Here is a 25,746-nt window from a genome sequence, read left to right as displayed (position 1 = left end):
TAGAGAGACAGGTCACATCTATTGTTAAACGCTGAAGTCGATTTTATTTCGACGCAAACGGTTTCGTCGGCGCTCAGGATTCTCTATAATGACGCCCGTTTTCCCCCCTTGCGCACACTGTAAGCGCCCCGGCGCTTCGAAGACGAGAGACTTATGATGGAAATTCTGCGTGGTTCGCCTGCACTGTCTGCCTTCCGTATTACCAAACTGCTGGCACGTTTTCAGGCGGCCGACCTTCCGGTAAGCAATATTTACGCTGAGTATGTCCATTTTGCTGACCTGAATGCCCCCCTGAATGCAGAGGAGCGCGTACAGCTGGAACGCCTGCTCAAGTATGGCCCAAATCTGAGCAGCCATACGCCAACCGGCAAACTGATCCTTGCGACGCCGCGTCCGGGCACCATCTCCCCCTGGTCTTCCAAAGCCACCGACATTGCCCACAACTGTGGCCTGAGCCAGATTAACCGTCTGGAGCGCGGCGTAGCGTACTACGTCGAAGCCTCTACCCTGAGCGACGCGCAGTGGCAGGCGGTTGCGGCTGAATTGCACGACCGCATGATGGAGAGCGTGTTTGCCTCTCTTGATGACGCACAGAAGCTTTTCTCCCATCATCAGCCTGCGCCGGTACAGAGCGTGGACCTGCTGGGGCAGGGCCGCCAGGCGCTGATTGACGCCAACCTGCGTCTCGGCCTGGCGCTGGCAGAAGACGAAATTGACTACCTGCAGGACGCGTTCGTTAAGCTCAACCGCAACCCGAACGACATCGAACTCTACATGTTCGCGCAGGCCAACTCTGAGCACTGCCGCCATAAGATTTTCAATGCCGACTGGATTATCGACGGCGAACAGCAGCCGAAGTCGCTGTTCAAAATGATCAAAAACACCATGGAACAAACCCCTGACCACGTGCTGTCTGCCTATAAAGACAACGCCGCGGTGATGGAAGGTTCCGAGGTGGGCCGCTTCTTCGCCGATCGCGAAGCAGGGCGCTATGACTTCCATCAGGAGCCTGCGCATATTCTGATGAAAGTGGAAACCCACAACCACCCGACGGCCATTTCTCCGTGGCCGGGTGCGGCGACCGGCTCCGGCGGCGAAATCCGTGACGAAGGGGCGACCGGTCGTGGGGCGAAACCAAAAGCGGGTCTGGTCGGCTTTTCCGTTTCTAACCTGCGCATCCCTGGCTTTGAACAGCCGTGGGAAGAAGATTTCGGCAAGCCAGAGCGCATCGTGACCGCGCTGGATATCATGACCGAAGGTCCGCTGGGCGGCGCGGCGTTTAACAACGAATTTGGCCGTCCGGCGCTGAACGGTTACTTCCGTACCTACGAAGAGAAGGTGGACAGCCACAACGGCGAAGAGCTGCGTGGCTACCACAAACCGATCATGCTGGCGGGCGGGATCGGCAACATCCGTGCCGATCACGTGCAAAAAGGCGAGATCGTCGTCGGCGCGAAGCTGATCGTGCTGGGCGGCCCGGCGATGAACATCGGTCTGGGCGGCGGTGCGGCCTCCTCTATGGCCTCCGGCCAGTCTGATGCGGATCTCGACTTCGCGTCCGTGCAGCGTGACAACCCTGAGATGGAGCGTCGCTGCCAGGAAGTGATCGACCGCTGCTGGCAGCTGGGCGATGCTAACCCGATTCTGTTCATCCACGACGTGGGCGCGGGCGGTCTGTCCAACGCTATGCCGGAGCTGGTGAGCGACGGCGGTCGCGGTGGCCGTTTCAACCTGCGCGATATCCTGAGCGATGAGCCGGGCATGAGCCCGCTCGAAATCTGGTGTAACGAATCCCAGGAGCGCTATGTGCTGGCGGTTGCGGCCGACCAGCTGCCGCTGTTTGACGAGCTGTGCCGCCGCGAGCGCGCGCCGTATGCCGTCATCGGTGAAGCGACCGAAGAGCAGCACCTGACTCTGAGCGACACCCATTTCGACAACCAGCCTATCGATCTGCCGCTGGACGTGCTGCTCGGCAAAACGCCGAAGATGACCCGCGATGTGCAGACCCGTAAAGCGGCGGGCAAAGCGCTGGATCGCCAGGGCATCACCGTGGCAGAAGCCGTTAATCGCGTGCTGCACCTGCCGGCTGTCGCTGAGAAAACCTTCCTGGTGACCATCGGCGATCGTACCGTGACCGGTATGGTGTCGCGCGATCAGATGGTTGGCCCGTGGCAGATCCCGGTGGCGAACTGCGCCGTGACCACCGCGAGCCTCGACAGCTACTACGGCGAAGCGATGGCGCTGGGTGAACGCACCCCGGTCGCGCTGCTGGACTTCGCCGCCTCTGCACGACTGGCGGTTGGTGAAGCGCTGACCAACATCGCGGCGACGCAGATTGGCGACATCAAACGTATCAAACTTTCCGCGAACTGGATGGCGGCAGCCGGTCACCCGGGGGAAGACGCCGGCCTGTATGAAGCCGTGAAAGCGGTGGGTGAGGAGCTGTGTCCAGCCCTCGGCCTGACCATTCCGGTGGGTAAAGACTCCATGTCGATGAAAACCCGCTGGCAGGAGGGTAACGAGCAGCGCGAGATGACGTCTCCGCTGTCGCTGGTGATCACCGCGTTTGCCCGCGTGGAAGACGTGCGCCATACCGTTACGCCGCAGCTGGCGACCGAAGATAACGCCCTGCTGTTGATTGACCTGGGTAAAGGCCACAACGCGCTGGGCGCCACCGCACTGGCGCAGGTTTATCGTCAACTTGGCGACAAGCCAGCCGACGTGCGCGACGTGGCGCAGCTAAAAGGCTTCTACGACGCAATTCAGGCGATGGTGGCGCAGCGCAAGCTGCTGGCCTACCACGACCGTTCCGACGGCGGCCTGCTGGTGACCCTGGCAGAGATGGCCTTTACCGGCCACTGCGGCGTGGAAGCGAACATTGCAACGCTTGGCGAAGACCGCCTGGCGGCGCTGTTTAACGAAGAGCTGGGTGCGGTGATTCAGGTTCGCGCCGCAGACCGCGAGGCGGTGGAAGCGATTCTGGCGAAGCACGGTCTGGCAGACTGCGTCCACTATCTGGGGAAAGCCGTTCAGGGCGACCGCTTCGTCATTGAGGCCGACGGTCACGCCGTGTTCAGCGAAAGCCGCACCACGCTGCGCATGTGGTGGGCAGAAACTACATGGCAGATGCAGCGCCTGCGCGATAACCCGGAATGCGCCGATCAGGAGCATAACGCAAAAGCGAATGACCAGGATCCTGGCCTGAACGTGAAGCTCTCCTTCGACATCAACGAAGACATCGCTGCGCCGTACATTGCGACCGGCGCGCGTCCGAAAGTGGCCGTGCTGCGCGAGCAGGGCGTTAACTCCCACGTTGAGATGGCTGCGGCCTTCCACCGCGCGGGCTTTGACGCTATCGACGTCCATATGAGCGACCTGCTGGCCGGGCGTACCGGTCTGGAAGATTTCCATGCGCTGGTGGCGTGCGGCGGTTTCTCCTACGGTGACGTGCTGGGCGCAGGCGAAGGCTGGGCGAAGTCCATTCTGTTTAATAGCCGCGTGCGCGACGAGTTCGAGACCTTCTTCCATCGTCCGCAAACCCTGGCGCTGGGCGTGTGCAACGGCTGCCAGATGATGTCTAACCTGCGCGAGCTGATCCCGGGCAGCGAAGCCTGGCCACGCTTTGTGCGCAACCAGTCCGACCGCTTCGAAGCGCGCTTCAGTCTGGTTGAAGTGACTCAGAGCCCGTCTCTGCTGCTGCAGGGGATGGTTGGCTCTCAGATGCCAATCGCCGTTTCCCACGGCGAAGGTCAGGTAGAAGTGCGCGATGCGGCCCATCTGGCGCAGCTCGAGAGCAAAGGTCTGGTGGCGCTGCGCTTTGTCGATAACTTCGGCAAGGTCACGGAAACCTATCCGGCGAACCCGAACGGCTCCGTCAATGGTATTACGGCGGTGACCAGCGAAAGCGGTCGCGCGACCATCATGATGCCGCACCCTGAACGCGTGTTCCGTACCGTGAGCAACTCCTGGCACCCGGAAAACTGGGGCGAGGACAGCCCGTGGATGCGTATCTTCCGCAACGCGCGTAAACAGCTGGGTTAAGATGTAAAGCAGGTACTTTGTAGGCCCGGTGAGCGTAGCGCCACCGGGTTTTTTTATGCGTGTCGCAAAATTGCGACAAAGATGGTATAGGGGTGTCTCCAAATGGAGACACTTAACTCATTGATTTATATATGGCAGGACAGGTTCCCGTTAAGGTGTTGCTTAATAGCGACACTTAGCCTGAAAATCATTCAGCGCACAACAAATAGATCAAACGAATAAAAGATATATATTTCAATGTGTTAATATTTTGTTTTGCATTCTGGCATGGGTGTTGCATAATATTAACCAGTGGCTCATTCACCTTCTTATGTCAGCCCCTTCGGGACGTGCTACATAAACTTCGAATGACGCACAAAAAGGTGCCTGCCGTCCAACTACTGATCATAGCGATGCTTTATCAGGCCAGGGCGAAACGTCGAGTTAGGCACCGCCTTATTCCATAACAAAGCCGGGTTTTTACCCGGCTTTGTTGTATCTGAAGGGCAGACTCAGTTACGCTCTCCGTAAACCCCCATGAAGAGAGTAATGCGTTGAAACGCTGGCCCGTTTTTCCCCGCTCCCTGCGACAGCTCGTGATGATGGCCTTTCTGCTGATCCTTCTGCCGCTGCTGATCCTCGCCTGGCAGGCATGGCAGAGCCTCAACGCGCTGAGTGCCCAGGCGGCGCTGACGAACCGCACCACGCTTATCGATGCCAGACGCAGTGAAGCGATGACCAACGCCGCGCTGGAGATGGAGCGTAGCTATCGTCAGTACTGCGTGCTCGACGATCGGACGCTGGAGAAGGTGTACCAGAGCCAGCGCAAGCGCTACAGCGAAATGCTGGATGCCCACGCGGGCGTGCTGCCGGACGACAGGCTGTATCAGGCGTTACGTCAGGATCTGAACGATCTCGCGCAGCTGCAGTGCCAGAACAGCGGCCCGGATGCGGCTGCCGCCGCGCGCCTTGAGGCATTCGCCGCCGCCAATACCGAAATGGTGCAGTCAACGCGCACGGTCATTTTCTCTCGCGGCCAGCAACTGCAGCAGGAGATTGCCGAGCGCGGCCAGTTCTTCGGCTGGCAGGCGCTGGTGCTGTTCCTGGTGAGCCTCGGGCTGGTGCTGCTCTTTACCCGCATGATCATCGGCCCGGTGAAGGGTATTCAGCGTATGATCAACCGCCTGGGGGAGGGGAAATCGCTCGGGGATACGGTTGCCTTTAAAGGCCCGCGCGAGCTGCGATCCGTCGGGCAGCGCATTATCTGGCTATCCGAGCGCCTGGCGTGGCTGGAATCCCAGCGTCATCAGTTCCTGCGCCATATTTCCCATGAGCTGAAAACCCCGCTGGCCAGCATGCGTGAAGGAACGGAGCTGCTGGCGGACGAGGTGGCAGGGTCGCTTACTCCGGAGCAGAAAGAGATTGTCGAAATTCTGGACGCCAGCAGCCGCAACCTGCAAAAGCTGATCGAGCAGCTTCTGGACTATAACCGAAAGCTGGCTGACGGGACGGTGGTACTGGAAGAGGTGGAGATTGAGCCACTGGTGGATATGGTGATCTCCGCCCATAGCTTGCCGGCAAGAGCTAAAATGATGCATACCGGGGTGGAGCTGAATGCGCCGACATGCCTGGCTGAACCCATGCTATTAATGAGCGTTCTGGATAATCTTTACTCCAATGCGGTGCACTATGGTACTGAATCCGGTAACATTTATATCCGAAGTTATACGAAGGGCTCCCGGGTGTTTATTGACGTCGCAAACACCGGCACCCCGATCCCCGATGACGAAAAAACCATGATCTTCGAACCCTTTTTCCAGGGGAGTCATCAGCGGAAAGGCGCGGTAAAAGGAAGCGGTCTGGGATTAAGCATTGCTCGGGACTGCATACGACGCATGCAGGGTGAGCTAAACATTGCCACGGACGAACGTTCAGATGTTTGCTTCCGTATTGAACTGCCCCTGAGCCGGAAAAATTAATAAAATGAATCTATATCTGGTGAGTATGTCACACGTCTTTTTCCGCGCCATACGCGCGGTGTTTTCCAGCAAAGCGGGTCGCCTGAGTCTGCCCTGTTTAGTTCTGGCGGGGTGCGTTTCCCATGCGCCGCAAAGTGCGATAAGCGGTAAACAGGAAGACAAATGGCCCGATAACCAGCTGGCGGATTTCCTCTCTACCCGCTGTGAGGATATCTGGAATCTGTCAGGGCATGATGTCGAAAATAATCCGCTGTTCTGGCTGCGCGGAATAGATTGCGCCCAGCGGCTTGCGCCGGTAGACGCCCGCATGAAGGCGGCGATGCTGGATGAAGACACCTGGCAGGACGCTTTCAAGCGTGGGATTTTACTGGCCGATGCGAAAATTACCCCCGTTGAACGTCGGGCCAACGTGACCCGTCTGGACACGTTTGTGATCAATCTTCCCGCACAGGTGCGCCCGGTATACCAGCTCTGGCGGGATGGGCAGACGTTACAGCTGCAGCTGTCTGAAGAGCGCTCCCGCTACAGCAAGCTACAGCAGTCAACCGACAGCGAGCTGGATACGCTGCGCCAACAGCAACAGCATTTACGTACTCAGCTGGATACCACGACGCGAAAGCTGGAAAACCTGACCGATATCGAAAGACAGCTCTCGTCGCGTAAATATCAGCCTGGTAGTTCATCTGCTGCACCGGACAGCGATATGCCGAAACAAGAGGATGTGAAGCATGACGAGCCGTAAACCAGCCCATCTTTTACTGGTGGATGACGATCCAGGCCTGTTAAAGCTGCTGGGGATGCGTCTGGTGAGTGAAGGCTACACCGTGGTGACCGCGGAAAGCGGGCAGGAGGGGCTTAAAGTCCTCAGCCGCGAAAAGATTGACCTTGTGATCAGCGACCTGCGGATGGACGAAATGGATGGCATGCAGCTGTTCGCCGAAATCCAGAAGCAGCAGCCTGGCATGCCGGTCATTATCCTGACGGCGCACGGGTCAATCCCGGATGCCGTCGCCGCAACCCAGCAGGGCGTGTTCAGCTTCCTCACCAAGCCGGTAGATAAAGACGCGCTCTACAAAGCTATCGACAGCGCGCTGGAGCACGCCGCGCCCTCCGGAGACGACGCATGGCGTGAATCTATCGTCACCCGCAGCCCGATAATGCTGCGTCTGCTTGAGCAGGCGCGAATGGTCGCACAGTCAGACGTCAGCGTGTTGATTAACGGCCAGAGCGGAACCGGGAAAGAGATCCTGGCGCAGGCGATCCACAACGCCAGCCCGCGCAGTAAAAATGCCTTTATCGCCATTAACTGCGGTGCCCTCCCAGAGCAGCTTCTTGAGTCTGAACTTTTTGGCCATGCCCGCGGCGCATTTACCGGCGCGGTAAGCAGCCGGGAAGGGCTGTTCCAGGCCGCGGAAGGCGGCACGCTGTTCCTCGACGAAATTGGCGACATGCCTGCGCCGCTGCAGGTCAAACTGTTGCGCGTACTTCAGGAGCGTAAAGTGCGCCCGTTGGGCAGCAACCGCGATATTGATATTAACGTGCGAATCATTTCCGCTACCCACCGCGACTTGCCCAAAGTGATGGCCCGCAACGAGTTCCGTGAAGATCTCTACTACCGTCTGAACGTGGTGAACCTGAAGATCCCGGCGCTGGCGGAGCGTGCGGAAGATATTCCGCTGCTGGCGAATCACCTCCTGCGCCAGGCGGCAGATCGGCATAAACCGTTCGTGCGCGCCTTTTCGACTGATGCGATGAAACGGCTGATGGCCGCCAGCTGGCCGGGTAACGTGCGCCAGCTGGTGAACGTGATTGAGCAGTGCGTGGCGCTAACGTCCTCGCCCGTTATCAGCGACGCGCTGGTGGAACAGGCGCTGGAAGGGGAGAACACGGCCTTGCCGACGTTTGCGGAAGCGCGTAACCAGTTCGAGCTGAACTATCTGCGCAAGCTGCTGCAGATCACCAAAGGCAACGTGACCCACGCGGCGCGGATGGCCGGACGCAACCGCACCGAGTTCTATAAGCTGCTCTCACGCCACGAGCTGGAAGCAAACGATTTTAAAGAGTAATGCCGTATGGTACTGTGAGCAATCGATTACGAGGCAGCTTACAGGCAAGAGTTTAAGGACCCACCATGAAAAAGATTGATGCGATTATTAAACCTTTCAAACTGGATGATGTACGTGAAGCGCTGGCGGAAGTAGGCATCACCGGAATGACCGTGACGGAAGTGAAAGGTTTTGGTCGTCAGAAGGGCCACACCGAGCTTTATCGTGGCGCAGAGTACATGGTCGACTTTCTGCCGAAAGTGAAAATTGAAATCGTGGTCAGCGACGATATCGTCGATACCTGCGTGGATACCATTATCCGCACGGCGCAGACGGGCAAAATTGGCGACGGGAAAATCTTCGTCTTTGACGTGGCGCGCGTGATCCGTATCCGTACCGGCGAAGAAGACGACGCCGCGATTTAACCATTCGCCACCCGGCGAAAAAAAGCCCCTCGAACGAGGGGCTTTTTGCGTTACAGCACCTTATGCGGCCCGAAACATTCGTAATGAATGTTGTCTTTATTCACGCCCAGCTCAACCAGCTGCTTCGCGGCATACTGCATAAACGCCACCGGTCCACAGACGTAGAACTGCATTTCCGGCGCGCTAAACGCCCCTTCCATCTGGCTTAAATTCATCAGTCCTTCGCTGTCAAAGCGTGCGGCAGTGCGGTCTGCCTCCGTCGGCAGGCGATACCAGGTATGCGCGGTGAAACGCGGCAGGGTCGCTCCCAGCGCTTTCACTTCATCCGCAAAGGCGTGCACGTCGCCGTTCTCCGCTGCGTGGAACCAGTTAACCTGCGCGCTGTGGTTTGCTTTCGCCAGCGTATCCAGCATCGCCAGCATTGGCGTTTGGCCCACGCCCGCGGAGATCAGCGTGACCGGGGTATTGGTTTCAATGGCCATAAAGAAGTCGCCCGCCGGCGCGGCCAGATGGACCACGTAGCCCACGCTCGCTTCGTTATGCAGCCAGTTGGATACCTGACCGCCTTCCTCGCGCTTCACCGCAATGCGGTAGCCTTTGCCGTTTGGTTTGCGGGTCAGAGAGTACTGGCGGATCTCCTGGTGCGGGAAGCCTTCAGGCTTCAGCCATATGCCCAGATACTGGCCCGGCTGGTAATCGGCCACCGGCTGGCCGTCAACCGGCTCAAATTCAAAACTGGTGATAAGCGCGCTGCGCGGCGTTTTCTCGACGATACGGAAGGCGCGCGTTCCTTCCCAGCCGCCGTTCTTGCTGGCGTTTTCGCTGTAGATCTGCGCTTCACGGTTGATAAACACGTTTGCCAGCACGCCGTAGGCTTTACCCCAGGCGTCCAGCACCTCCTGGCCCGGGCTGAACATTTCGTCCAGCGTTGCCAGCAGGTGAGTGCCGACGATGTTGTACTGCTCGGGTTGGATCTGGAAGCTGGTGTGCTTCTGCGCGATTTTTTCCACCGCAGGCAGCAACGCCGCCAGGTTTTCGATATTGCTGGCGTAGGCCGCGATGGCGTTGAAAAGCGCTTCACGCTGATCGCCGTTACGCTGGTTGCTCATATTGAAAATCTCTTTGAGCTCCGGATTGTGCGTGAACATGCGATCGTAGAAATGGGCGGTAAGTTTAGGGCCGGTTTCCACCAGCAGGGGAATGGTGGCTTTAACGGTAGCGATGGTTTGAGCGTCGAGCATGGCAGCTTCCTTCTGATATTACCTAATGATGTATTTTAAATGCATCTTATAAAAAATACCCATGCTTTGTAAATGGTTCTTTGCAAGATGAAAAATACGCATCACAAACCTGAAAAGAAATCCGCTGGAAATAGTGAGATCTTTATTCCTCAAACCCTTGCGTGGCGTGAAGGAAAACGTTTGCGTAAAATCGTTTGTCAAGACCTGTTATCACAGAACTATTCAGTTATACTGTTGCCCGTCGTCCAACAGGACTGCCTTTTCAGGCCAAAATTTACTTGTTAGCTGAGTCAGGAGATGCGGATGTTAAAGCGTGAAATGAACATTGCCGATTATGATGCCGAACTGTGGCAGGCTATGGAGCAGGAAAAAGTACGTCAGGAAGAGCACATCGAACTGATCGCCTCCGAAAACTACACCAGCCCGCGCGTGATGCAGGCGCAGGGCTCTCAGCTGACCAACAAATACGCTGAAGGTTACCCGGGCAAGCGCTACTACGGCGGTTGCGAGTACGTTGATATCGTTGAGCAGCTGGCTATCGACCGTGCGAAAGCACTCTTCGGCGCTGACTACGCGAACGTTCAGCCGCACTCCGGCTCTCAGGCTAACTTCGCTGTTTACACCGCGCTGCTGCAGCCGGGCGATACCGTTCTGGGTATGAACCTGGCGCAGGGCGGCCACCTGACTCACGGCTCCCCGGTTAACTTCTCCGGCAAACTGTACAACATCATTCCTTACGGTATTGATGAGTCCGGTAAAATTGACTACGAAGACATGGCGAAGCAGGCTAAAGAGCACAAGCCGAAGATGATCATCGGTGGCTTCTCTGCTTACTCCGGTATCGTTGACTGGGCAAAAATGCGTGAAATCGCAGACAGCATCGGCGCGTACCTGTTCGTTGACATGGCGCACGTTGCGGGCCTTATTGCCGCAGGCGTTTACCCGAACCCGGTTCCTCACGCTCACGTTGTGACCACCACTACTCACAAAACCCTGGCGGGTCCACGCGGTGGCCTGATCCTGGCGAAAGGCGGTGACGAAGAGCTGTACAAAAAACTGAACTCTGCCGTGTTCCCAAGCGCGCAGGGCGGCCCGCTGATGCACGTTATCGCCGCAAAAGCGGTCGCGCTGAAAGAAGCGATGGAGCCAGAGTTCAAGGTGTATCAGCAGCAGGTTGCTAAGAACGCCAAAGCGATGGTGGAAGTGTTCCTGAACCGTGGCTACAAAGTGGTATCCGGCGGGACTGAAAACCACCTGTTCCTGCTGGACCTGGTTGATAAGAACCTGACCGGTAAAGAAGCTGACGCTGCCCTGGGCCGCGCCAACATCACCGTGAACAAAAACAGCGTGCCAAACGATCCGAAGAGCCCGTTCGTGACCTCCGGTATCCGTATCGGTTCTCCGGCCGTGACGCGTCGCGGCTTTAAAGAAGCGGAAGTGAAAGAGCTGGCTGGCTGGATGTGTGACGTTCTGGACAACATCAATGACGAAGCGGTTATCGAGCGCGTCAAAGGTAAAGTTCTGGATATCTGCGCACGCTTCCCGGTATACGCATAATTCCTCTGCTTTGCAGAAATAAAAAAGGCCGCGCTTGCGGCCTTTTTTTATGGCTTAACGTCGGTCCAGGGAAATGGCCCCCGGTCCCACAATCGCCAGCAAAATAAACGCGCCAGCAATACTGACGTTCTTGTAGAAATTAATCATATTCGGCACAACCGCATCTCCGGTCATATCCCAGTAGTGGTGACCGATAATCGCCGTGCCCAGCGTATAGAAGACAAAGAGCACCGCGAGGGGGCGGGTGAAAAAGCCGAGCACGATCAGGATAGCGGCGGGAACCTCCATTACTACGGCGATAATGGCCGCCAGCATCGGCATGGGGGCACCGAGCGACGTCATATACTGAACGGTGCCGCTAAACCCCGTCAGCTTGGGATAGCCAAAAATAATAAACAGGACAACGATGGCAATACGGGCAATCAATAGCAGGAAGGAGCGTGAGGAGCCGAAATCGAAATAACGTAAGCTGTTCATGGCAAACGACCTCTTCAGGCGATGTCTTTTAAACGTAATACAATTTTGCCGCTCACGCCATACGCCGACCGGCTGTCCAGGACGTTAATTTATCGTTAATTTATAGCGCGCTAACGACTTGCTAAAGTGCAGGATAAACGCCAGACTATCGCCTCCATTTCGGGAGGGATTCATGGTCTTGCATTCCACGCGCTGGCTGGCGCTCAGCTACTTCACCTACTTCTTTAGCTACGGTATTTTTCTGCCTTTCTGGAGCGTCTGGCTCAAGGGAATTGGTTTGACGCCAGAAACCATTGGCATCCTGCTGGGCGCGGGGCTGGTGGCGCGTTTCCTCGGAAGCCTGCTGATTGCCCCCCGCGTCAGCGATCCCTCCTTACTGATTAAAGCGGTGCGCATTCTGGCCCTGCTGACGCTGGTCTTCGCGGCCTGCTTCTGGGTCAGCCACCAGTTTGCCTGGCTGATGGTGGTGATGGTTGGCTTTAATCTGTTCTTCTCCCCGCTGGTACCCCTGACGGATGCCCTGGCGAACACCTGGCAAAAGCAGATCACCATGGACTATGGTCGCGTGCGCCTCTGGGGATCGATTGCCTTCGTGATCGGCTCGGCGTTGGTGGGGAAACTGGTCAGCCTTTACGACTACCGCGCGATTCTGGCGCTGCTGAGTATCGGTATTGCCTCGATGCTGCTGGGAATGCTGCTGCGCCCGTCGGTGATGCCGCAAGGGGAGAGTCGCCATCAGGAGAGCGCCGGCTGGCCCGCCTGGCGGAGCCTGGTGGCCCAGAGCTGGCGTTTTCTGGCGTGCGTCTGTCTGCTTCAGGGGGCGCATGCGGCGTACTATGGCTTCAGCGCCATCTACTGGCAGGGGGCGGGCTACTCGGCCTCTGCGGTCGGTTACCTGTGGTCGCTGGGGGTGGTGGCAGAAGTCATTATTTTCGCCCTGAGCAAAAAGCTGTTCCGCCGCTTCGGCGCTCGCGATCTGCTGCTGCTTTCCGCGGTCTGCGGCGTGGCGCGCTGGGGGATTATGGGCTGGACGACCGAACTGCCGTGGTTGATTGTGGCGCAGATCCTTCACTGCGGCACCTTCACCGTGTGCCACCTGGCGGCGATGCGCTATATCGCGGCGCGCGAGGGCGGGGACGTGATCCGTCTGCAGGCGGTCTACTCTGCGGTGGCGATGGGCGGCAGCATTGCGGTGATGACGGTCTTTGCGGGCTTTCTGTATCAGCATCTGGGACACGGCGTGTTCTGGGTCATGGCGCTGGTGGCGCTCCCGGCGATGTTTGTTCGACCGAAAGTGGCCGCACGGGCGTAGCTACGATTCCAGCATGGCGCGAATATGTTCCTGCTGCTGCGTGTTAAGTGATTCAACCGCGTGGATCAGCGGCGGCGAGAACAGCGGCAGCACGGTAGGATAGGGGGTGACAACCAGCGCGGCTTCGCGCGGTGCCCCCTCTTTCTGGAACGCCTGCAGCGTCAGATAGCGAATGTTGAGCGGCAGCAGGGTTAATTCGCGCAGCTGCTGTTCAATCACCTCCTCACAGGATTTATCCTCTCCGGTCAGCAGCACTACCTGTTTTTCATGCAGATCGGTCTCCTGCATCAGCCAGGCGCCGAAAATAACCGCTACCAGCGCCATCTCTTCATCGGAGAACCGCAGCCCAAATTCGGCTTCCAGCTCAAAGAGTGCCTCTTTGGTGGTGCGTAACAGCCGGGGATAGAGACGATGAATTTCCTCGGGCAGGCTATTGTCGATGCCGATCTCAAACAGCGAGCGGTCCAGCGCCTGAGCCAGATGGATATACAGCTGATCGGTCAGCCCCTGCTCATCGCTGAAGTTCATCCCGGTCTGGGAGCGGAAACGGGCCACCATGCGCACAATGGCGCGGCGCAGGCGCTGATCCTGCTGGTGTTTATCAAGCACCGGATCGGGCGTGCGGAGCATCATAAACAGCAGCGCCAGAAACAGCTGCTCATCCACGTGCGCGCCCTGCGGCACGCGCCGCTTCCAGTGACGAACAATCTCCTGCGCCGTAAAATACTCTCCCCGCGACTGGGTCCAGCTGCGCTGCGCGTGGGAAAACTGCGGCGTATTCCCTAAGTGGTGCTGGATGAGGCAGTATTGCAAGTAGAGCTGTAAGAACTGGACGTCCCGGCATTCAAACTGACGCTGCAGCTTGCGTGAGCAGAAGCCGATCAGCGCCCGCAGGTTAGCATCGTCGTAAAGCGGCCGCGCGATGCCGTGCTGTTTAAGCGCGGTTTTTAAGGCTGGGGTAAACTGGTGCGAGACAAACTGCGGACAAAGGCGGAGCGCCCTGCGCAGCCAGTGCAGCAGACATAAACGCTGATTCAGGGCAGTGCCTTCAATTCGGTAGCTGCCGTCATGGTGCGTGACGATATCCAGCCGGTGATAGCGCTGGATTTCATCGCGCGTCTCGGCTATATCTTGCCGTGCCATGACCTCGTCCACGCCATTGGCAGCGATTATGCTCTGTGCGGTGACGGCAGCATCGGGCAGGTAAAGCATCAAAAGCACCTGGCAGCGGCGCTGCGAACTGGAAAGCACAGATGGAATTTCAAGCGTCGTCATCATCTGTCGGGTATCCAGTGTGAATGTTTGATAAGAATAGCTAAAGGATGGGCGCTGAAAAGCGCGCCGGCAGGCCTTTCACTCAGGATTGCTGGGGAACATCACAGAATTTTTGACGTGAGGAATTGATGCAGACAGTTAAACAAAATGCGATGGCGTTATTTTTGGCGGTTATCACCTTTACCGCCAGCGCACATCCTCACAGTTTTATCAGCCTGAAAACCGAGCTGGTCACCGACGGCACGCAGCTGAGCGGCCTGAAAATGCGCTGGACGATGGATGAAATCACCTCGGCGGATCTGCTTTATGATGCGGGTAACGCGAAGCCCGGCGACGAAATCTGGAAAAAGCTGGCGGCAGAAGTGATGGCCAACGTGCTCGGGCAGCACTACTTCACCGAGTTCTGGCATAACGGACAAAAGGTGAAGTTCCTCAATCGCCCGACAGAATACGGCATGTCCCGCGACGGACATCAGGCGGTGCTGACGTTCGTGCTTCCACTGGCGCATCCGCAGCCGCTGGCAGGACAAACCTATACGTTTTCCACCTTTGACCCAACGTACTACGTCGATATGAGCTACGCCGAGGACAGCGACGTGCAGCTTCCTGCGTCGTTGCAAAAAACCTGCAACATTACGGTTCACACCCCGAAGCCCAGCGAAGAGACGCTGAATTTTGCTGTCTCTCTTGATAAAGAGGATGCCCCACCGGAGGACATGGAACTGGGTAAACAGTTTGCGCAGAAGGTAACGTTACAATGTCAGTGATCTCCTCTCCGGTACGAAAGCCGCGCCGCTGGCTGCACCTCTGGCCGCTGGCGCTTTTTCTACTGCTCGCCGTTTGCGGTTCGCTCTGGCTGTGGCAGGCCTGGCCGCAGGTGATGATGAAAAGCATCATCTGGCAGCGTGAGGTCAACCAGCAGATGAGCGGGCTGCTGAAGGCGGTGGCGGAGAACCCGACCAAAGCGGGTGGTTCCCTGCTGGCGTTCAGCTTTATCTATGGCGTGCTGCACGCGCTGGGGCCGGGGCACGGCAAAATCGTCATCACCACCTGGCTTGCCACCCATCCGTCGAAGCTGAAATCAAGCATTGGCCTGACGCTGGCCTCTTCGCTGCTTCAGGGGGGCGTGGCGATTGCGCTGGTGGTGGTTGTGCTTTCGCTATTACAGCTTCCCGCGCGCCAGCTGCACCTGAGCAGCTTCTGGCTGGAGAAGGGCAGCTATGCGCTGGTCGGCGTGCTGGGGCTGATCCTCTGCTGGCGGGCGCTGAAAAAGCTGTGCGCGCTGCTGCAAAAGCCCAAATTCAAAACCTTTACGCCGCACCACGTTCATGATGAACACTGCGGCTGCGGGCATCAGCATCTGCCGACGCAGGAACAATTACAGAGCGGTGACGACTGGCGCGCGCGGCTGATGATAGTTCTCTCTATGGGGATGCGCCCGTGCTCGGGGGCAATCATGGTGCTGCTGTTCAGTAAAGTGATTGGCGTGTTCGGCTGGGGCATGCTCTCGGCGCTGGCGATGGCGGCAGGAACCTCTCTCACCATTTCGTCTTTGGCGTTGCTGGTTCACAGCTTCCGTCAGCTTGCGGTAAAACTCAGCGGCAATAAAACGCCGGTACTGTGGCGACAGGTAGGATGGACAACGCTCGCGCTGGCGGGGGGAGTGATTCTGCTGGTGGCGGCGGTAACGATGTGGATGAGCGCGGCGCCGTTTAGCACCCTCTCCCCTTTGGGGAGAGGGCTGAGATGAGGAGATTAACGCTTCAGCGCATCGCTCAGCTCGTCACGCATGTTGGCCAGCATGGCTTTAACAACGCGTGGGTTACCTGCAACGATGTTGCCGGTGGTCATGTAGTTGTGGCCGCCGGTGAAGTCGCAAACAATCGCGCCTGCTTCACGTGCGATCAGCTCGCCTGCAGCGAAGTCCCACGGCTTCAGTGACAGTTCGAAGTAACCGTCAACGCGGCCGGTTGCCACGTAGGCCAGATCCAACGCAGCAGAGCCGGTGCGACGGAAGTCTGCGCATTCGGTGAACAGCTTGCCCAGGATATTCATATAGGTGGTTGCGTGCTGCTTCGCCTTGAACGGGAAGCCGGTCGCCAGGATGGTGCCGTCCAGATCGCGTGCATTGCTGCAGCGCAGACGGTAGCCGTTCAGCTGTGCGCCCTGACCACGGGTTGCGGTGAACAGTTCGTTACGCATTGGATCGTAAACAACGGCGACTTCAGTACGGCCTTTAATGCGTACTGCGATTGACACAGAGAAGTGTGGCAGGCGTTTAACGAAGTTGGTGGTGCCATCCAGTGGATCGATAACCCATTGAACATCCTGATCGGTACCTTCATGTTCACCGCTTTCTTCGGTGATGATGGTGTGCTGCGGGTAAGATTTGCGGATCGTTTCGATAATAATCGCTTCTGCGGCTTTATCGACGTTAGTCACGAAATCATTGCTGCCTTTCTGGCTGGTTTCTACGGAGTCTGGCGTTTCGTAGTGTTTGGCAATTACATTACCCGCCTTGCGCGCTGCGCGCACGGCGATGGTCAGCATCGGATGCATCGGTCTCTCTCACTGGATGTTAAAGAACAGGAAAATCGGCGCAGAGTATAGCAGCGGGATCGGATTATGTCTCCCGTTTATGATAATATGCCCGAATATTCTTCAGACACTGAACCCAGACATCTAAAAATTATGCTGCAAAACATTCGAATCGTGCTGGTCGAAACATCGCACACCGGCAACATGGGCTCTGTGGCCCGCGCTATGAAAACCATGGGCTTAACGAACCTGTGGCTGGTTAATCCGCTGGTGAAACCAGACTCTCAGGCTATCGCCCTGGCGGCAGGGGCCAGCGACGTTATCGGTAATGCGCAGATCGTTGATACCCTCGACGAAGCGCTGGCCGGCTGCAGCCTGGTGGTGGGCACCAGTGCGCGCTCCCGCACGCTGCCGTGGCCGATGCTGGATCCGCGTGAATGCGGGCTGAAAAGCGTCTCAGAAGCAGAGCAGGCGCCGGTTGCTCTGGTGTTTGGCCGCGAGCGCGTTGGCCTGACCAACGACGAACTGCAGAAGTGCCACTACCACGTGGCGATTGCCGCCAACCCGGAATACAGCTCGCTGAACCTGGCGATGGCGGTGCAGGTAATCGCCTACGAGGTGCGTATGGCGTGGCTGGCGACGCAGGAGAAGCAGGCAGAACCGAAAGAAGAGACGGCCTACCCGCTGGTGGACGACCTTGAGCGTTTCTACGGTCACCTGGAGCAGACGCTGCTCGCTACCGGCTTCATCCGTGAAGGCCACCCTGGCCAGGTGATGAATAAGCTGCGCCGCATGTTTACCCGCGCGCGCCCGGAAAGCCAGGAGCTGAACATCCTGCGCGGAATTCTGGCGTCGATTGAGCAGAAGAATAAAGAGTAGTGCCGATTTCCCCCTCTCCCCGTGGGAGAGGGTTGGGGTGAGGGCATCAGGCCGCACCTATATTATGAAGGCACAGAAGGTTAAATACCTGACTAAAACAGTCAAGTAAATAGTTGACCATTTTAGTCAGGAATGTCAGACTTGGCCCTGCTATGCAATACCCCCATTTTACAATAAAAAACCCCGGGCAGGGGCGAGTTTGAGGTTAAGTAAGACATGAGACTGACATCTAAAGGGCGTTATGCCGTGACCGCGATGCTGGACGTTGCGCTCAACTCCGAAGCGGGCCCGGTTCCGTTGGCTGATATTTCTGAACGACAAGGGATCTCCCTCTCTTACCTGGAACAGCTGTTCTCCAGACTGCGTAAAAATGGACTGGTGTCCAGCGTTCGTGGCCCGGGCGGCGGTTATCTGCTGGGTAAAGACGCGGGCAGTATTGCGGTTGGCGAAGTGATTAGCGCGGTGGATGAATCCGTTGACGCAACCCGTTGCCAGGGTAAAGGCGGCTGCCAGGGCGGCGATAAGTGCCTGACCCACGCGCTGTGGCGCGATCTGAGCGACCGTCTGACCGGCTTCCTGAACAACATCACCCTCGGTGAACTGGTCAATAACCAGGAAGTTCTGGACGTATCAGGTCGTCAGCACAGCCATGATTCACAACGCAGCACCCGCGCGCAGGACGCTATCGACGTCAAATTACGCGCGTAATAAAACGATAAGTATTTCAGAATCAGGCCGGGGTGGTCACACCCCGCGTACTCGGTCGTACATCCAGCCGGTTGCCTGATTCCTTGCATTGAAGCGATGTACGGAGTTTATAGAGCAATGAAATTACCGATTTATCTCGACTACTCCGCAACCACGCCGGTGGACCCGCGTGTTGCCGAGAAAATGATGCAGTGTCTGACCCTGGACGGAAACTTTGGTAACCCAGCTTCCCGTTCACACCGTTTTGGCTGGCATGCTGAAGAGGCGGTGGATATCGCCCGTAATCAGATTGCTGACCTGGTGGGTGCCGACCCGCGTGAGATTGTTTTCACCTCCGGTGCGACCGAATCCGACAACCTGGCGATCAAAGGTGCAGCCAACTTTTATCAGAAAAAAGGCAAGCACATCATCACCAGCAAAACCGAACACAAAGCCGTGCTGGACACCTGCCGCCAGCTGGAGCGTGAAGGGTTCGAAGTGACCTATCTGGCGCCGCAGAGCAACGGTATTATTGACCTGAAAGAGCTCGAAGCGGCGATGCGTGACGACACCATCCTGGTCTCCATCATGCACGTTAACAACGAAATCGGCGTCGTTCAGGACATCGCCACCATCGGCGAAATGTGCCGCGCGCGCGGTATCATCTACCACGTGGATGCGACCCAGAGCGTGGGCAAACTGCCTATCGACCTGAGCCAGCTGAAAGTAGACCTGATGTCCTTCTCCGGCCACAAAATCTATGGCCCGAAAGGGATCGGCGCGCTGTACGTTCGTCGTAAGCCACGTATCCGCATCGAAGCACAGATGCACGGCGGCGGTCACGAGCGCGGCATGCGTTCCGGTACGCTGCCTGTTCACCAGATCGTGGGCATGGGCGAAGCGTACCGCATTGCGAAAGAAGAGATGGAAACCGAGATGGCGCGCCTGCGCACGCTGCGTAACCGTCTGTGGGACGGCGTGAAAGATATGGAAGAAGTGTATCTGAACGGCGATCTCGAGCAGGGCGCGCCGAACATCCTCAACGTCAGCTTCAACTATGTTGAAGGCGAATCGCTGATCATGGCGCTGAAAGACCTGGCCGTTTCTTCCGGTTCTGCCTGTACGTCTGCAAGCCTGGAGCCATCCTACGTGCTGCGCGCGCTGGGTATGACTGACGAGCTGGCACACAGCTCTATCCGTTTCTCTTTAGGTCGTTTCACTACCGAAGAAGAGATTGACTACACCATCAAGCTGGTTCGTAACTCCATTGGCCGTCTGCGCGACCTTTCTCCACTGTGGGAAATGTTCAAGCAGGGCGTGGATCTGAACAGCATTGAATGGTCACATCACTAATCGGTATATAAGGAGAATTCAATCATGGCATACAGCGAAAAAGTTATCGATCATTACGAGAACCCGCGCAACGTTGGCTCTTTTGACAACAGCGATGAATCTGTCGGTAGCGGCATGGTTGGCGCGCCAGCGTGTGGCGACGTAATGAAGTTGCAGATTAAAGTCAACAATGAAGGTATCATTGAAGACGCGCGCTTCAAGACCTACGGCTGCGGTTCTGCAATTGCGTCCAGCTCCCTGGTCACCGAGTGGGTGAAGGGCAAGTCTCTGGACGAAGCACAGGCAATCAAGAACACGGATATTGCTGAAGAACTCGAACTGCCGCCGGTGAAAATTCACTGTTCAATTCTGGCAGAAGACGCGATCAAAGCCGCCATTGCGGATTACAAAAGCAAACGTGAAGCAAAATAATTGAGGTTTGAGTATGTCGATTACCCTTAGCGACAGCGCTGCCGCGCGAGTAAGCTCTTTTCTGGCGAACCGTGGTAAAGGCTTTGGCCTGCGACTGGGCGTACGTACCTCCGGCTGTTCTGGTATGGCTTACGTACTGGAGTTTGTTGACGAGCCGGCGTCTGATGACACCGTGTTTGAAGACAAGGGCGTGAAGGTGGTGGTCGATGGCAAAAGCCTGCAATTTCTCAACGGCACTCAGCTGGACTTCGTAAAAGAAGGCCTGAACGAAGGGTTCAAATTCACGAACCCGAACGTCAAAGACGAGTGTGGTTGCGGCGAAAGCTTCCACGTTTAACCGCGCGTCATCCGAAACCCCACCGTGGCTTTGCTGCGCGTGGGGTTTGTTCTAACAGGCTACCCCTGAGATTGTTATGGATTACTTCACTCTCTTCGGACTACCCGCTCAATACCCGATCGATCTTCAGGCACTGACGGTCCGTTTTCAGGATCTGCAGCGTCAGTATCATCCGGATAAATTCGCCAGCGGGACGCAGGCAGAGCAGCTGGCTGCGGTATCGCACTCCGCGACCATCAACCAGGCCTGGCAGACGCTGCGCCATCCGCTGGCGCGTGCAGAATATCTGCTCTCGCTCCACGGCTTTGATCTGGCGAGCGAACAGCACACCGTGCGCGACACCGCGTTTCTGATGGAACAGCTGGAGCTGCGCGAAGAGCTGGATGAGATTGAACAGGCCAAAGACGAAGCGCGTCTGGAACGTTTTATCACGCGCGTGGAGGGCATGTTCGATACCCGCCATCAGCAGATGATGGAGCAACTGAACAACGAGACCTGGGACGTGGCGGCAGACACTGTGCGCAAACTCCGTTTTCTCGATAAACTGCGAAGCAGCGCTGAACAACTCGAAGAAAAGCTGCTCGATTTTTAATTTCGGAAGCAATTATGGCCTTATTACAAATTAGTGAGCCTGGCTTAAGCGCCTCACCGCACCAGCGTCGTCTGGCGGTCGGTATTGACCTGGGCACCACCAATTCCCTCGTGGCGACCGTGCGCAGCGGCCAGGCGGAAACGCTGGCCGACGAGCAGGGCCGCCATCTGCTGCCTTCCGTGGTCCACTACCAGCAGCAGGGTCACGCGGTCGGCTATGACGCCCGCGCCAACGCCGCGCGCGATCCGGCCAACACCATCAGCTCCGTAAAGCGCATGATGGGCCGCTCGCTGGCTGATATCCAGACCCGCTACCCGCACCTGCCGTATCAGCTGCAGGCCAGTGAAAACGGTCTGCCGATGATTGCCACGGCGGCCGGTTTGCTGAACCCAATTCGCGTGTCTGCTGACATCCTCAAAGCGCTGGCGGCGCGCGCGACGGCGACGCTCGGCGGCGATCTGGACGGCGTAGTGATCACCGTTCCGGCCTATTTTGACGACGCACAGCGTCAGGGCACCAAAGACGCCGCGCGTCTGGCGGGCCTGCACGTGCTGCGCCTGCTGAACGAACCGACGGCGGCGGCGATTGCCTACGGCCTCGACTCCGGTCAGGAAGGGGTGATTGCGGTTTACGACCTCGGCGGCGGTACCTTTGATATTTCTATCCTGCGCCTGAGCCGCGGGGTATTTGAAGTGCTGGCGACCGGCGGGGATTCCGCGCTCGGCGGCGATGATTTCGACCATCTGCTGGCGGACTACATCCGCAATCAGGCGGGCATCAGCGATCGCAGCGATGCGCGCGTTCAGCGCGAACTGCTGGATGCGGCCATCGACGCCAAAATTGCGCTGAGCGATGCGCAGTCGGTCAGCGTTAATGTCGCAGGCTGGCAGGGTGAAATCACCCGCGACCAGTTCAGCGAGCTGATTGCGCCTCTGGTTAAACGCACCCTGCTGGCCTGCCGTCGCGCATTGAAGGATGCGGGCGTGGAGGCTGACGAGGTGCTGGAAGTGGTCATGGTGGGCGGCTCAACGCGCGTGCCGCTGGTGCGCGAGCGCGTGGGCGAATTCTTTGGCCGCACGCCGCTGACCTCCATCGACCCGGACAAAGTGGTTGCCGTCGGCGCCGCTATCCAGGCCGATATTCTGGTTGGCAACAAGCCGGACAGCGAAATGCTGCTGCTGGACGTCATCCCGCTGTCTCTCGGTTTAGAAACTATGGGCGGCCTGGTGGAGAAAGTGATCCCGCGTAACACCACCATTCCGGTGGCGCGTGCGCAGGAGTTCACCACCTTCAAAGACGGCCAGACCGCGATGTCCATCCACGTGATGCAGGGCGAGCGCGAACTGGTGCAGGACTGCCGCTCTCTGGCGCGCTTTGCGCTGCGCGGCATCCCGGCGCTGCCTGCGGGCGGGGCGCATATCCGCGTGACCTTCCAGGTAGATGCGGACGGCCTGCTGAGCGTCACGGCGATGGAAAAATCGACCGGCGTGGAGTCGTCCATCCAGGTGAAGCCGTCCTACGGCCTGACCGATGGCGAAATCGCCTCCATGATCCAGGATTCAATGAGCTACGCCGAGCAGGATGTGAAGGCGCGTATGCTGGCTGAACAGAAAGTTGAAGCCGCACGCGTGCTGGAAAGTCTGAACGGGGCGCTCGCTGCCGATGCCGCGCTGTTAAGCGCCGCCGAGCGTCAGGTGATTGACGAGGCTGCCGCGCGCTTACGCGCAGTCGCCGAAGGCAATGACGCTGACGCAATAGAAGAAGCCATTAAAAACGTTGATAAACAAACCCAGGACTTCGCTGCTCGCCGCATGGACAAATCTGTCCGCGTCGCGCTGAAAGGCCAGTCCGTGGACGAGGTTTAATATGCCAAAGATTGTTATTTTGCCTCATGCGGACCTCTGTCCGGATGGCGCTGTTCTGGAAGCGAAGACCGGTGAAACCATTCTCGATGTTGCCCTGCGTGCAGGTATCGAAGTGGAACACGCCTGTGAAAAATCCTGTGCCTGCACCACCTGCCACTGCATCGTGCGTGAAGGTTTTGACTCTCTCGCCGAGAGCACCGAAGACGAAGACGACATGCTGGATAAAGCATGGGGTCTGGAGCCAGACAGCCGCCTGAGCTGCCAGGCCGCGGTGACCGATGAAGATCTGGTCGTGGAATTCCCACGCTACACCATCAACCACGCACGCGAGCATTAATATGGGACTGAAGTGGACAGACAGCCGTGAAATCGGCGAAGCGCTCTACGACGCGAACCCGGATCTCGATCCCAAAACCGTACGATTCACCGACATGCACCAGTGGATCTGCGATTTAGAGGATTTCGACGACGATCCAAACGCATCCAATGAAAAAATTCTGGAGGCGATTCTGTTAGTCTGGTTAGATGAAGCAGAGTAAATCACTTAACGGGCTGCCTTCAGGCGGCCCGTTTGCTAATAAGGATAAATAAAATGACCGAAGCGATGAAGATTACGCTCTCTACGCAGCCCGCCGACGCGCGCTGGGGCGAGAAAGCCAGCTACAGCATCAACAACGACGGTATCACCCTGCACCTGACGGGCAAAGATGATTTAGGTCTGATCCAGCGCGCCGCGCGTAAAATTGACGGCCTGGGCATTAAGCATGTCTCGCTGGAAGGCGAAGGTTGGGATACTGACCGCAGCTGGGCGTTCTGGGCGGGCTACAAAGGCCCGAAAGGCACCCGTAAAATTGAGTGGGCGAACCTCGACGAAGCCGGTCAGAAAGAGCTGGAAAGCCGCCTGAAAATTATCGACTGGGTGCGCGACACCATCAATGCCCCGGCGGAGGAGTTAGGCCCTGAGCAACTGGCGCAGCGTGCGGTTGACCTGCTGTGCGGCGTGGCGGGGGATAAGATGTCCTACCGCATCACCAAAGGTGAAGATCTGCGCGAGCAGAACTACATGGGCATTCATACCGTGGGCCGCGGCTCCGAACGTCCTCCGGTCCTGCTGGCGCTGGATTACAACCCAACCGGCGATAAAGAAGCGCCTGTCTTTGCCTGCCTGGTCGGTAAAGGTATCACCTTCGACACCGGCGGCTACAGCCTGAAGCAGAGCGCGTTCATGGATTCCATGAAGTCCGACATGGGCGGCGCGGCAACCATCACCGGCGCGCTGGCATTCGCCATCACCCGCGGTCTGAACAAGCGCGTGAAGCTCTACCTGTGCTGCGCGGACAACATGGTGAGCGGCAACGCCTTCAAGCTGGGCGACATCATTCGCTACCGCAACGGTAAAAATGTCGAAGTGATGAACACCGATGCCGAAGGCCGTCTGGTGCTGGCCGATGGCCTCATCGACGCCTCTGCCCAGAAGCCAGAGCTGATTATCGACATGGCGACCCTGACCGGCGCGGCGAAAACCGCCCTGGGCAACGACTACCACGCGCTGTTCAGCTTTGACGACAAGCTGGCCGCTCGCCTGCTGGCAAGCGCGGCTGCGGAAAACGAACCGTTCTGGCGTCTGCCGCTGGCCGAGTTCCACCGCAGCCAGCTGCCGTCTAACTTTGCCGAGCTGAATAACACCGCGAGCGCGGCGTACCCGGCGGGGGCAAGTACCGCAGCAGGCTTCCTGTCGCACTTCGTTGAGAACTATCACGAAGGCTGGCTGCACATCGACTGCTCCGCAACCTACCGTAAAGCGGCAGTTGAGCAGTGGTCCGCGGGGGCGACCGGTCTGGGCGTGCGTACCGTGGCGAACCTGCTGACGGCTGAGTGATCTTTTTTGCCCGGCGGCGCTGCGCTTGCACGGGCCTGTGGTTTTGTAGGCCGGGTAAGCAAAGCGCCACCCGGCGTTTATTGAAGTAGCCAAACTATGTCAGATACCAAAAACGAATTAGAAACCCTGCTGGAACAGGCGGCGACCGAGCCCGCCCATCGTCCGGCATTTTTCCGCACGCTACTGGAATCCACCGTCTGGGTGCCGGGCACCGCGGCGGAAGGTGAGCAGGTAGTGGAAGACAGCGCGCTGGATCTGCTGCACTGGGAGAAAGATGACGGCACGTCGGTTATCCCGTTCTTCACTTCATTGGAAGCGTTGCAGGAAGCGGTAGAAGATGAACAGGCGTTCGTGGTAATGCCGGTGCGCACGCTGTTCGAAATGACGCTGGGCCAGACGCTGTTCCTCAACGCTAAGCTGCCAACCGGGAAAGAATTCACCCCGCGCGAGATCAGCCACCTGATTGGTGAAGAGGGCAATCCGCTTAGCACCCAGGAGGTGCTGGAAGGGGGCGAAACGCTGCTGCTGTCTGAGGTGGCCGAGCCGCCTGCGCAGATGATCGATTCGCTGACCACGCTGTTCAAAACTCTGAAACCGGTAAGACGCGCGTTCCTCTGTTCTATCAAAGAGAGCGCTGACGAAAAGCCTGTTCTGCTGATTGGGATTGAAGCCGACGGCGATATCGACGACATCATTCAGGCGGCGGGAAGCGTGGCCACCGACACGCTGCCGGGCGATGAGCCGATCGATATCTGTCAGGTGACGAAAGGTGAGAAGGGCATCAGCCATTTTATTACCGAGCACATTACGCCATTCTATGAGCGTCGCTGGGGCGGCTTCCTGCGCGATCTCAAGACCAACCGCATCATCTGAT

General features: G+C 57.7%; 24 protein-coding genes. 20 read left to right on the top strand and 4 right to left on the bottom strand.

Annotation, left to right across the window (positions count from 1 at the left end):
- The first annotated feature begins 153 nt into the window (after positions 1-153).
- From purL to glnB, 5 genes are all read left to right on the top strand, one after another.
- Positions 154-4,041: a phosphoribosylformylglycinamidine synthase gene (gene purL, locus IM271_RS07380; protein WP_193052401.1), complete on the top strand. Its 3,888-nt coding sequence runs from the start codon at positions 154-156 to the stop codon at positions 4,039-4,041.
- A 533-nt stretch (positions 4,042-4,574) separates the two neighbouring features.
- Entirely contained in the window at positions 4,575-5,999 is a 1,425-nt protein-coding gene (gene qseE, locus IM271_RS07375) for a two component system sensor histidine kinase QseE/GlrK (RefSeq protein ID WP_127334645.1), read from the top strand.
- A 4-nt stretch (positions 6,000-6,003) separates the two neighbouring features.
- Complete coding sequence (gene qseG, locus IM271_RS07370; RefSeq protein ID WP_028014085.1) at positions 6,004-6,741, top strand: two-component system QseEF-associated lipoprotein QseG; 738 nt, start codon at positions 6,004-6,006, stop codon at positions 6,739-6,741.
- Positions 6,728-8,065, top strand: coding sequence for a two-component system response regulator GlrR (gene glrR / locus IM271_RS07365; protein WP_028014084.1), 1,338 nt, complete (start codon positions 6,728-6,730; stop codon positions 8,063-8,065). The genes qseG and glrR overlap by 14 nt, the downstream gene beginning before the upstream one ends.
- A 65-nt stretch (positions 8,066-8,130) precedes the next feature.
- Positions 8,131-8,469, top strand: a complete 339-nt coding sequence (gene glnB / locus IM271_RS07360; RefSeq protein ID WP_003860685.1) for a nitrogen regulatory protein P-II — start codon at positions 8,131-8,133, stop codon at positions 8,467-8,469.
- 50 nt (positions 8,470-8,519) lie between these two features.
- Here the strand turns inward: glnB and hmpA are convergent, their stop codons facing one another.
- On the bottom strand, positions 8,520-9,710 hold the full coding sequence (hmpA, locus tag IM271_RS07355; RefSeq protein WP_193052400.1) for an NO-inducible flavohemoprotein: 1,191 nt from the start codon (positions 9,708-9,710) through the stop codon (positions 8,520-8,522).
- Positions 9,711-10,013: 303 nt separating this feature from the next.
- On the opposite strand from hmpA, the gene glyA reads away from it, so the two are divergent.
- Positions 10,014-11,267, top strand: a complete 1,254-nt coding sequence (glyA, locus tag IM271_RS07350) for a serine hydroxymethyltransferase (protein ID WP_025757663.1) — start codon at positions 10,014-10,016, stop codon at positions 11,265-11,267.
- A 54-nt stretch (positions 11,268-11,321) separates the two neighbouring features.
- Here the strand turns inward: glyA and IM271_RS07345 are convergent, their stop codons facing one another.
- Entirely contained in the window at positions 11,322-11,744 is a 423-nt protein-coding gene (locus IM271_RS07345; protein WP_028014082.1) for a DoxX family protein, read from the bottom strand.
- Positions 11,745-11,916: 172 nt separating this feature from the next.
- Here IM271_RS07345 and IM271_RS07340 point away from each other — a divergent pair, with 172 nt between their 5' ends.
- Entirely contained in the window at positions 11,917-13,056 is a 1,140-nt protein-coding gene (locus tag IM271_RS07340) for a 3-phenylpropionate MFS transporter (RefSeq protein ID WP_048960048.1), read from the top strand.
- On the opposite strand, the gene csiE is transcribed toward IM271_RS07340, so the two are convergent.
- Positions 13,057-14,334 carry a stationary phase inducible protein CsiE gene (csiE, locus tag IM271_RS07335; RefSeq protein ID WP_063437742.1) on the bottom strand — a complete coding sequence of 426 codons (1,278 nt, stop codon included), beginning with the start codon at positions 14,332-14,334 and terminating at the stop codon, positions 13,057-13,059. It lies immediately after the preceding gene.
- 125 nt (positions 14,335-14,459) lie between these two features.
- Here csiE and IM271_RS07330 point away from each other — a divergent pair, with 125 nt between their 5' ends.
- Together IM271_RS07330 and IM271_RS07325 are read left to right on the top strand one after the other, a co-directional pair.
- Entirely contained in the window at positions 14,460-15,098 is a 639-nt protein-coding gene (locus IM271_RS07330) for a DUF1007 family protein (RefSeq protein ID WP_028014079.1), read from the top strand.
- Positions 15,089-16,081: a nickel/cobalt transporter gene (locus IM271_RS07325; RefSeq protein WP_193052399.1), complete on the top strand. Its 993-nt coding sequence runs from the start codon at positions 15,089-15,091 to the stop codon at positions 16,079-16,081. The genes IM271_RS07330 and IM271_RS07325 overlap by 10 nt, the downstream gene beginning before the upstream one ends.
- Positions 16,082-16,086: 5 nt before the next feature.
- Here the strand turns inward: IM271_RS07325 and suhB are convergent, their stop codons facing one another.
- Positions 16,087-16,890, bottom strand: a complete 804-nt coding sequence (suhB, locus tag IM271_RS07320; protein ID WP_028014077.1) for an inositol-1-monophosphatase — start codon at positions 16,888-16,890, stop codon at positions 16,087-16,089.
- A 132-nt stretch (positions 16,891-17,022) separates the two neighbouring features.
- Between suhB and trmJ the strand changes: the two genes are divergently transcribed.
- The 11 genes from trmJ (at position 17,023) to sseB (ending at position 25,745) form a co-directional block, all read left to right on the top strand.
- Positions 17,023-17,748, top strand: coding sequence for a tRNA (cytosine(32)/uridine(32)-2'-O)-methyltransferase TrmJ (trmJ, locus tag IM271_RS07315; protein WP_028014076.1), 726 nt, complete (start codon positions 17,023-17,025; stop codon positions 17,746-17,748).
- A 216-nt stretch (positions 17,749-17,964) separates the two neighbouring features.
- A complete protein-coding gene (iscR, locus tag IM271_RS07310; protein ID WP_008502158.1) occupies positions 17,965-18,456 on the top strand; it encodes a Fe-S cluster assembly transcriptional regulator IscR in 492 nt (163 codons plus the stop codon).
- A 117-nt stretch (positions 18,457-18,573) separates the two neighbouring features.
- Positions 18,574-19,788, top strand: coding sequence for a cysteine desulfurase (gene iscS / locus IM271_RS07305; RefSeq protein ID WP_003860663.1), 1,215 nt, complete (start codon positions 18,574-18,576; stop codon positions 19,786-19,788).
- Between the two features lie 24 nt (positions 19,789-19,812).
- Complete coding sequence (gene iscU, locus IM271_RS07300; RefSeq protein WP_003860661.1) at positions 19,813-20,199, top strand: Fe-S cluster assembly scaffold IscU; 387 nt, start codon at positions 19,813-19,815, stop codon at positions 20,197-20,199.
- 13 nt (positions 20,200-20,212) lie between these two features.
- A complete protein-coding gene (iscA, locus tag IM271_RS07295; protein WP_003860659.1) occupies positions 20,213-20,536 on the top strand; it encodes an iron-sulfur cluster assembly protein IscA in 324 nt (107 codons plus the stop codon).
- A gap of 76 nt (positions 20,537-20,612) precedes the next feature.
- Positions 20,613-21,128 carry a co-chaperone HscB gene (hscB, locus tag IM271_RS07290; protein WP_193052398.1) on the top strand — a complete coding sequence of 172 codons (516 nt, stop codon included), beginning with the start codon at positions 20,613-20,615 and terminating at the stop codon, positions 21,126-21,128.
- Between the two features lie 14 nt (positions 21,129-21,142).
- Positions 21,143-22,993 (top strand): Fe-S protein assembly chaperone HscA, encoded by a 1,851-nt coding sequence (hscA, locus tag IM271_RS07285; protein WP_193052397.1) that lies wholly within the window; start codon positions 21,143-21,145, stop codon positions 22,991-22,993.
- A gap of 1 nt (position 22,994) precedes the next feature.
- On the top strand, positions 22,995-23,330 hold the full coding sequence (gene fdx / locus IM271_RS07280) for an ISC system 2Fe-2S type ferredoxin (protein ID WP_003860652.1): 336 nt from the start codon (positions 22,995-22,997) through the stop codon (positions 23,328-23,330).
- 1 nt (position 23,331) lies between these two features.
- Complete coding sequence (gene iscX / locus IM271_RS07275; RefSeq protein ID WP_003860650.1) at positions 23,332-23,532, top strand: Fe-S cluster assembly protein IscX; 201 nt, start codon at positions 23,332-23,334, stop codon at positions 23,530-23,532.
- Positions 23,533-23,585: 53 nt separating this feature from the next.
- Complete coding sequence (gene pepB, locus IM271_RS07270; protein ID WP_047368103.1) at positions 23,586-24,872, top strand: aminopeptidase PepB; 1,287 nt, start codon at positions 23,586-23,588, stop codon at positions 24,870-24,872.
- 96 nt (positions 24,873-24,968) lie between these two features.
- Positions 24,969-25,745 carry an enhanced serine sensitivity protein SseB gene (gene sseB, locus IM271_RS07265; protein ID WP_047368102.1) on the top strand — a complete coding sequence of 259 codons (777 nt, stop codon included), beginning with the start codon at positions 24,969-24,971 and terminating at the stop codon, positions 25,743-25,745.
- Position 25,746 lies beyond the last annotated feature (1 nt).

It is taken from the genome of Enterobacter cloacae complex sp. I3, assembly GCF_014896175.1.
Taxonomy (GTDB): Bacteria; Pseudomonadota; Gammaproteobacteria; order Enterobacterales; family Enterobacteriaceae; genus Enterobacter; species Enterobacter bugandensis.
Note: the sequence above shows the minus strand (reverse complement) of the source record. Positions and strands in the feature narration are given on the sequence as shown.

What these genes read in the sequence shown, in the direction of transcription:
- purL (WP_193052401.1), top strand. Translation starts at nt 154, where the DNA reads ATGATGGAAATTCTGCGTGGTTCGCCTGCACTGTCTGCCTTCCGTATT.
- qseG (WP_028014085.1), top strand. Translation starts at nt 6,004, where the DNA reads ATGAATCTATATCTGGTGAGTATGTCACACGTCTTTTTCCGCGCCATA.
- glrR (WP_028014084.1), top strand. Translation starts at nt 6,728, where the DNA reads ATGACGAGCCGTAAACCAGCCCATCTTTTACTGGTGGATGACGATCCA.
- glnB (WP_003860685.1), top strand. Translation starts at nt 8,131, where the DNA reads ATGAAAAAGATTGATGCGATTATTAAACCTTTCAAACTGGATGATGTA.
- hmpA (WP_193052400.1), bottom strand. Translation starts at nt 9,710, where the DNA reads ATGCTCGACGCTCAAACCATCGCTACCGTTAAAGCCACCATTCCCCTG.
- glyA (WP_025757663.1), top strand. Translation starts at nt 10,014, where the DNA reads ATGTTAAAGCGTGAAATGAACATTGCCGATTATGATGCCGAACTGTGG.
- IM271_RS07345 (WP_028014082.1), bottom strand. Translation starts at nt 11,744, where the DNA reads ATGAACAGCTTACGTTATTTCGATTTCGGCTCCTCACGCTCCTTCCTG.
- IM271_RS07340 (WP_048960048.1), top strand. Translation starts at nt 11,917, where the DNA reads ATGGTCTTGCATTCCACGCGCTGGCTGGCGCTCAGCTACTTCACCTAC.
- csiE (WP_063437742.1), bottom strand. Translation starts at nt 14,334, where the DNA reads ATGATGACGACGCTTGAAATTCCATCTGTGCTTTCCAGTTCGCAGCGC.
- IM271_RS07330 (WP_028014079.1), top strand. Translation starts at nt 14,460, where the DNA reads ATGCAGACAGTTAAACAAAATGCGATGGCGTTATTTTTGGCGGTTATC.
- IM271_RS07325 (WP_193052399.1), top strand. Translation starts at nt 15,089, where the DNA reads ATGTCAGTGATCTCCTCTCCGGTACGAAAGCCGCGCCGCTGGCTGCAC.
- suhB (WP_028014077.1), bottom strand. Translation starts at nt 16,890, where the DNA reads ATGCATCCGATGCTGACCATCGCCGTGCGCGCAGCGCGCAAGGCGGGT.
- trmJ (WP_028014076.1), top strand. Translation starts at nt 17,023, where the DNA reads ATGCTGCAAAACATTCGAATCGTGCTGGTCGAAACATCGCACACCGGC.
- iscR (WP_008502158.1), top strand. Translation starts at nt 17,965, where the DNA reads ATGAGACTGACATCTAAAGGGCGTTATGCCGTGACCGCGATGCTGGAC.
- iscS (WP_003860663.1), top strand. Translation starts at nt 18,574, where the DNA reads ATGAAATTACCGATTTATCTCGACTACTCCGCAACCACGCCGGTGGAC.
- iscU (WP_003860661.1), top strand. Translation starts at nt 19,813, where the DNA reads ATGGCATACAGCGAAAAAGTTATCGATCATTACGAGAACCCGCGCAAC.
- iscA (WP_003860659.1), top strand. Translation starts at nt 20,213, where the DNA reads ATGTCGATTACCCTTAGCGACAGCGCTGCCGCGCGAGTAAGCTCTTTT.
- hscB (WP_193052398.1), top strand. Translation starts at nt 20,613, where the DNA reads ATGGATTACTTCACTCTCTTCGGACTACCCGCTCAATACCCGATCGAT.
- hscA (WP_193052397.1), top strand. Translation starts at nt 21,143, where the DNA reads ATGGCCTTATTACAAATTAGTGAGCCTGGCTTAAGCGCCTCACCGCAC.
- fdx (WP_003860652.1), top strand. Translation starts at nt 22,995, where the DNA reads ATGCCAAAGATTGTTATTTTGCCTCATGCGGACCTCTGTCCGGATGGC.
- iscX (WP_003860650.1), top strand. Translation starts at nt 23,332, where the DNA reads ATGGGACTGAAGTGGACAGACAGCCGTGAAATCGGCGAAGCGCTCTAC.
- pepB (WP_047368103.1), top strand. Translation starts at nt 23,586, where the DNA reads ATGACCGAAGCGATGAAGATTACGCTCTCTACGCAGCCCGCCGACGCG.
- sseB (WP_047368102.1), top strand. Translation starts at nt 24,969, where the DNA reads ATGTCAGATACCAAAAACGAATTAGAAACCCTGCTGGAACAGGCGGCG.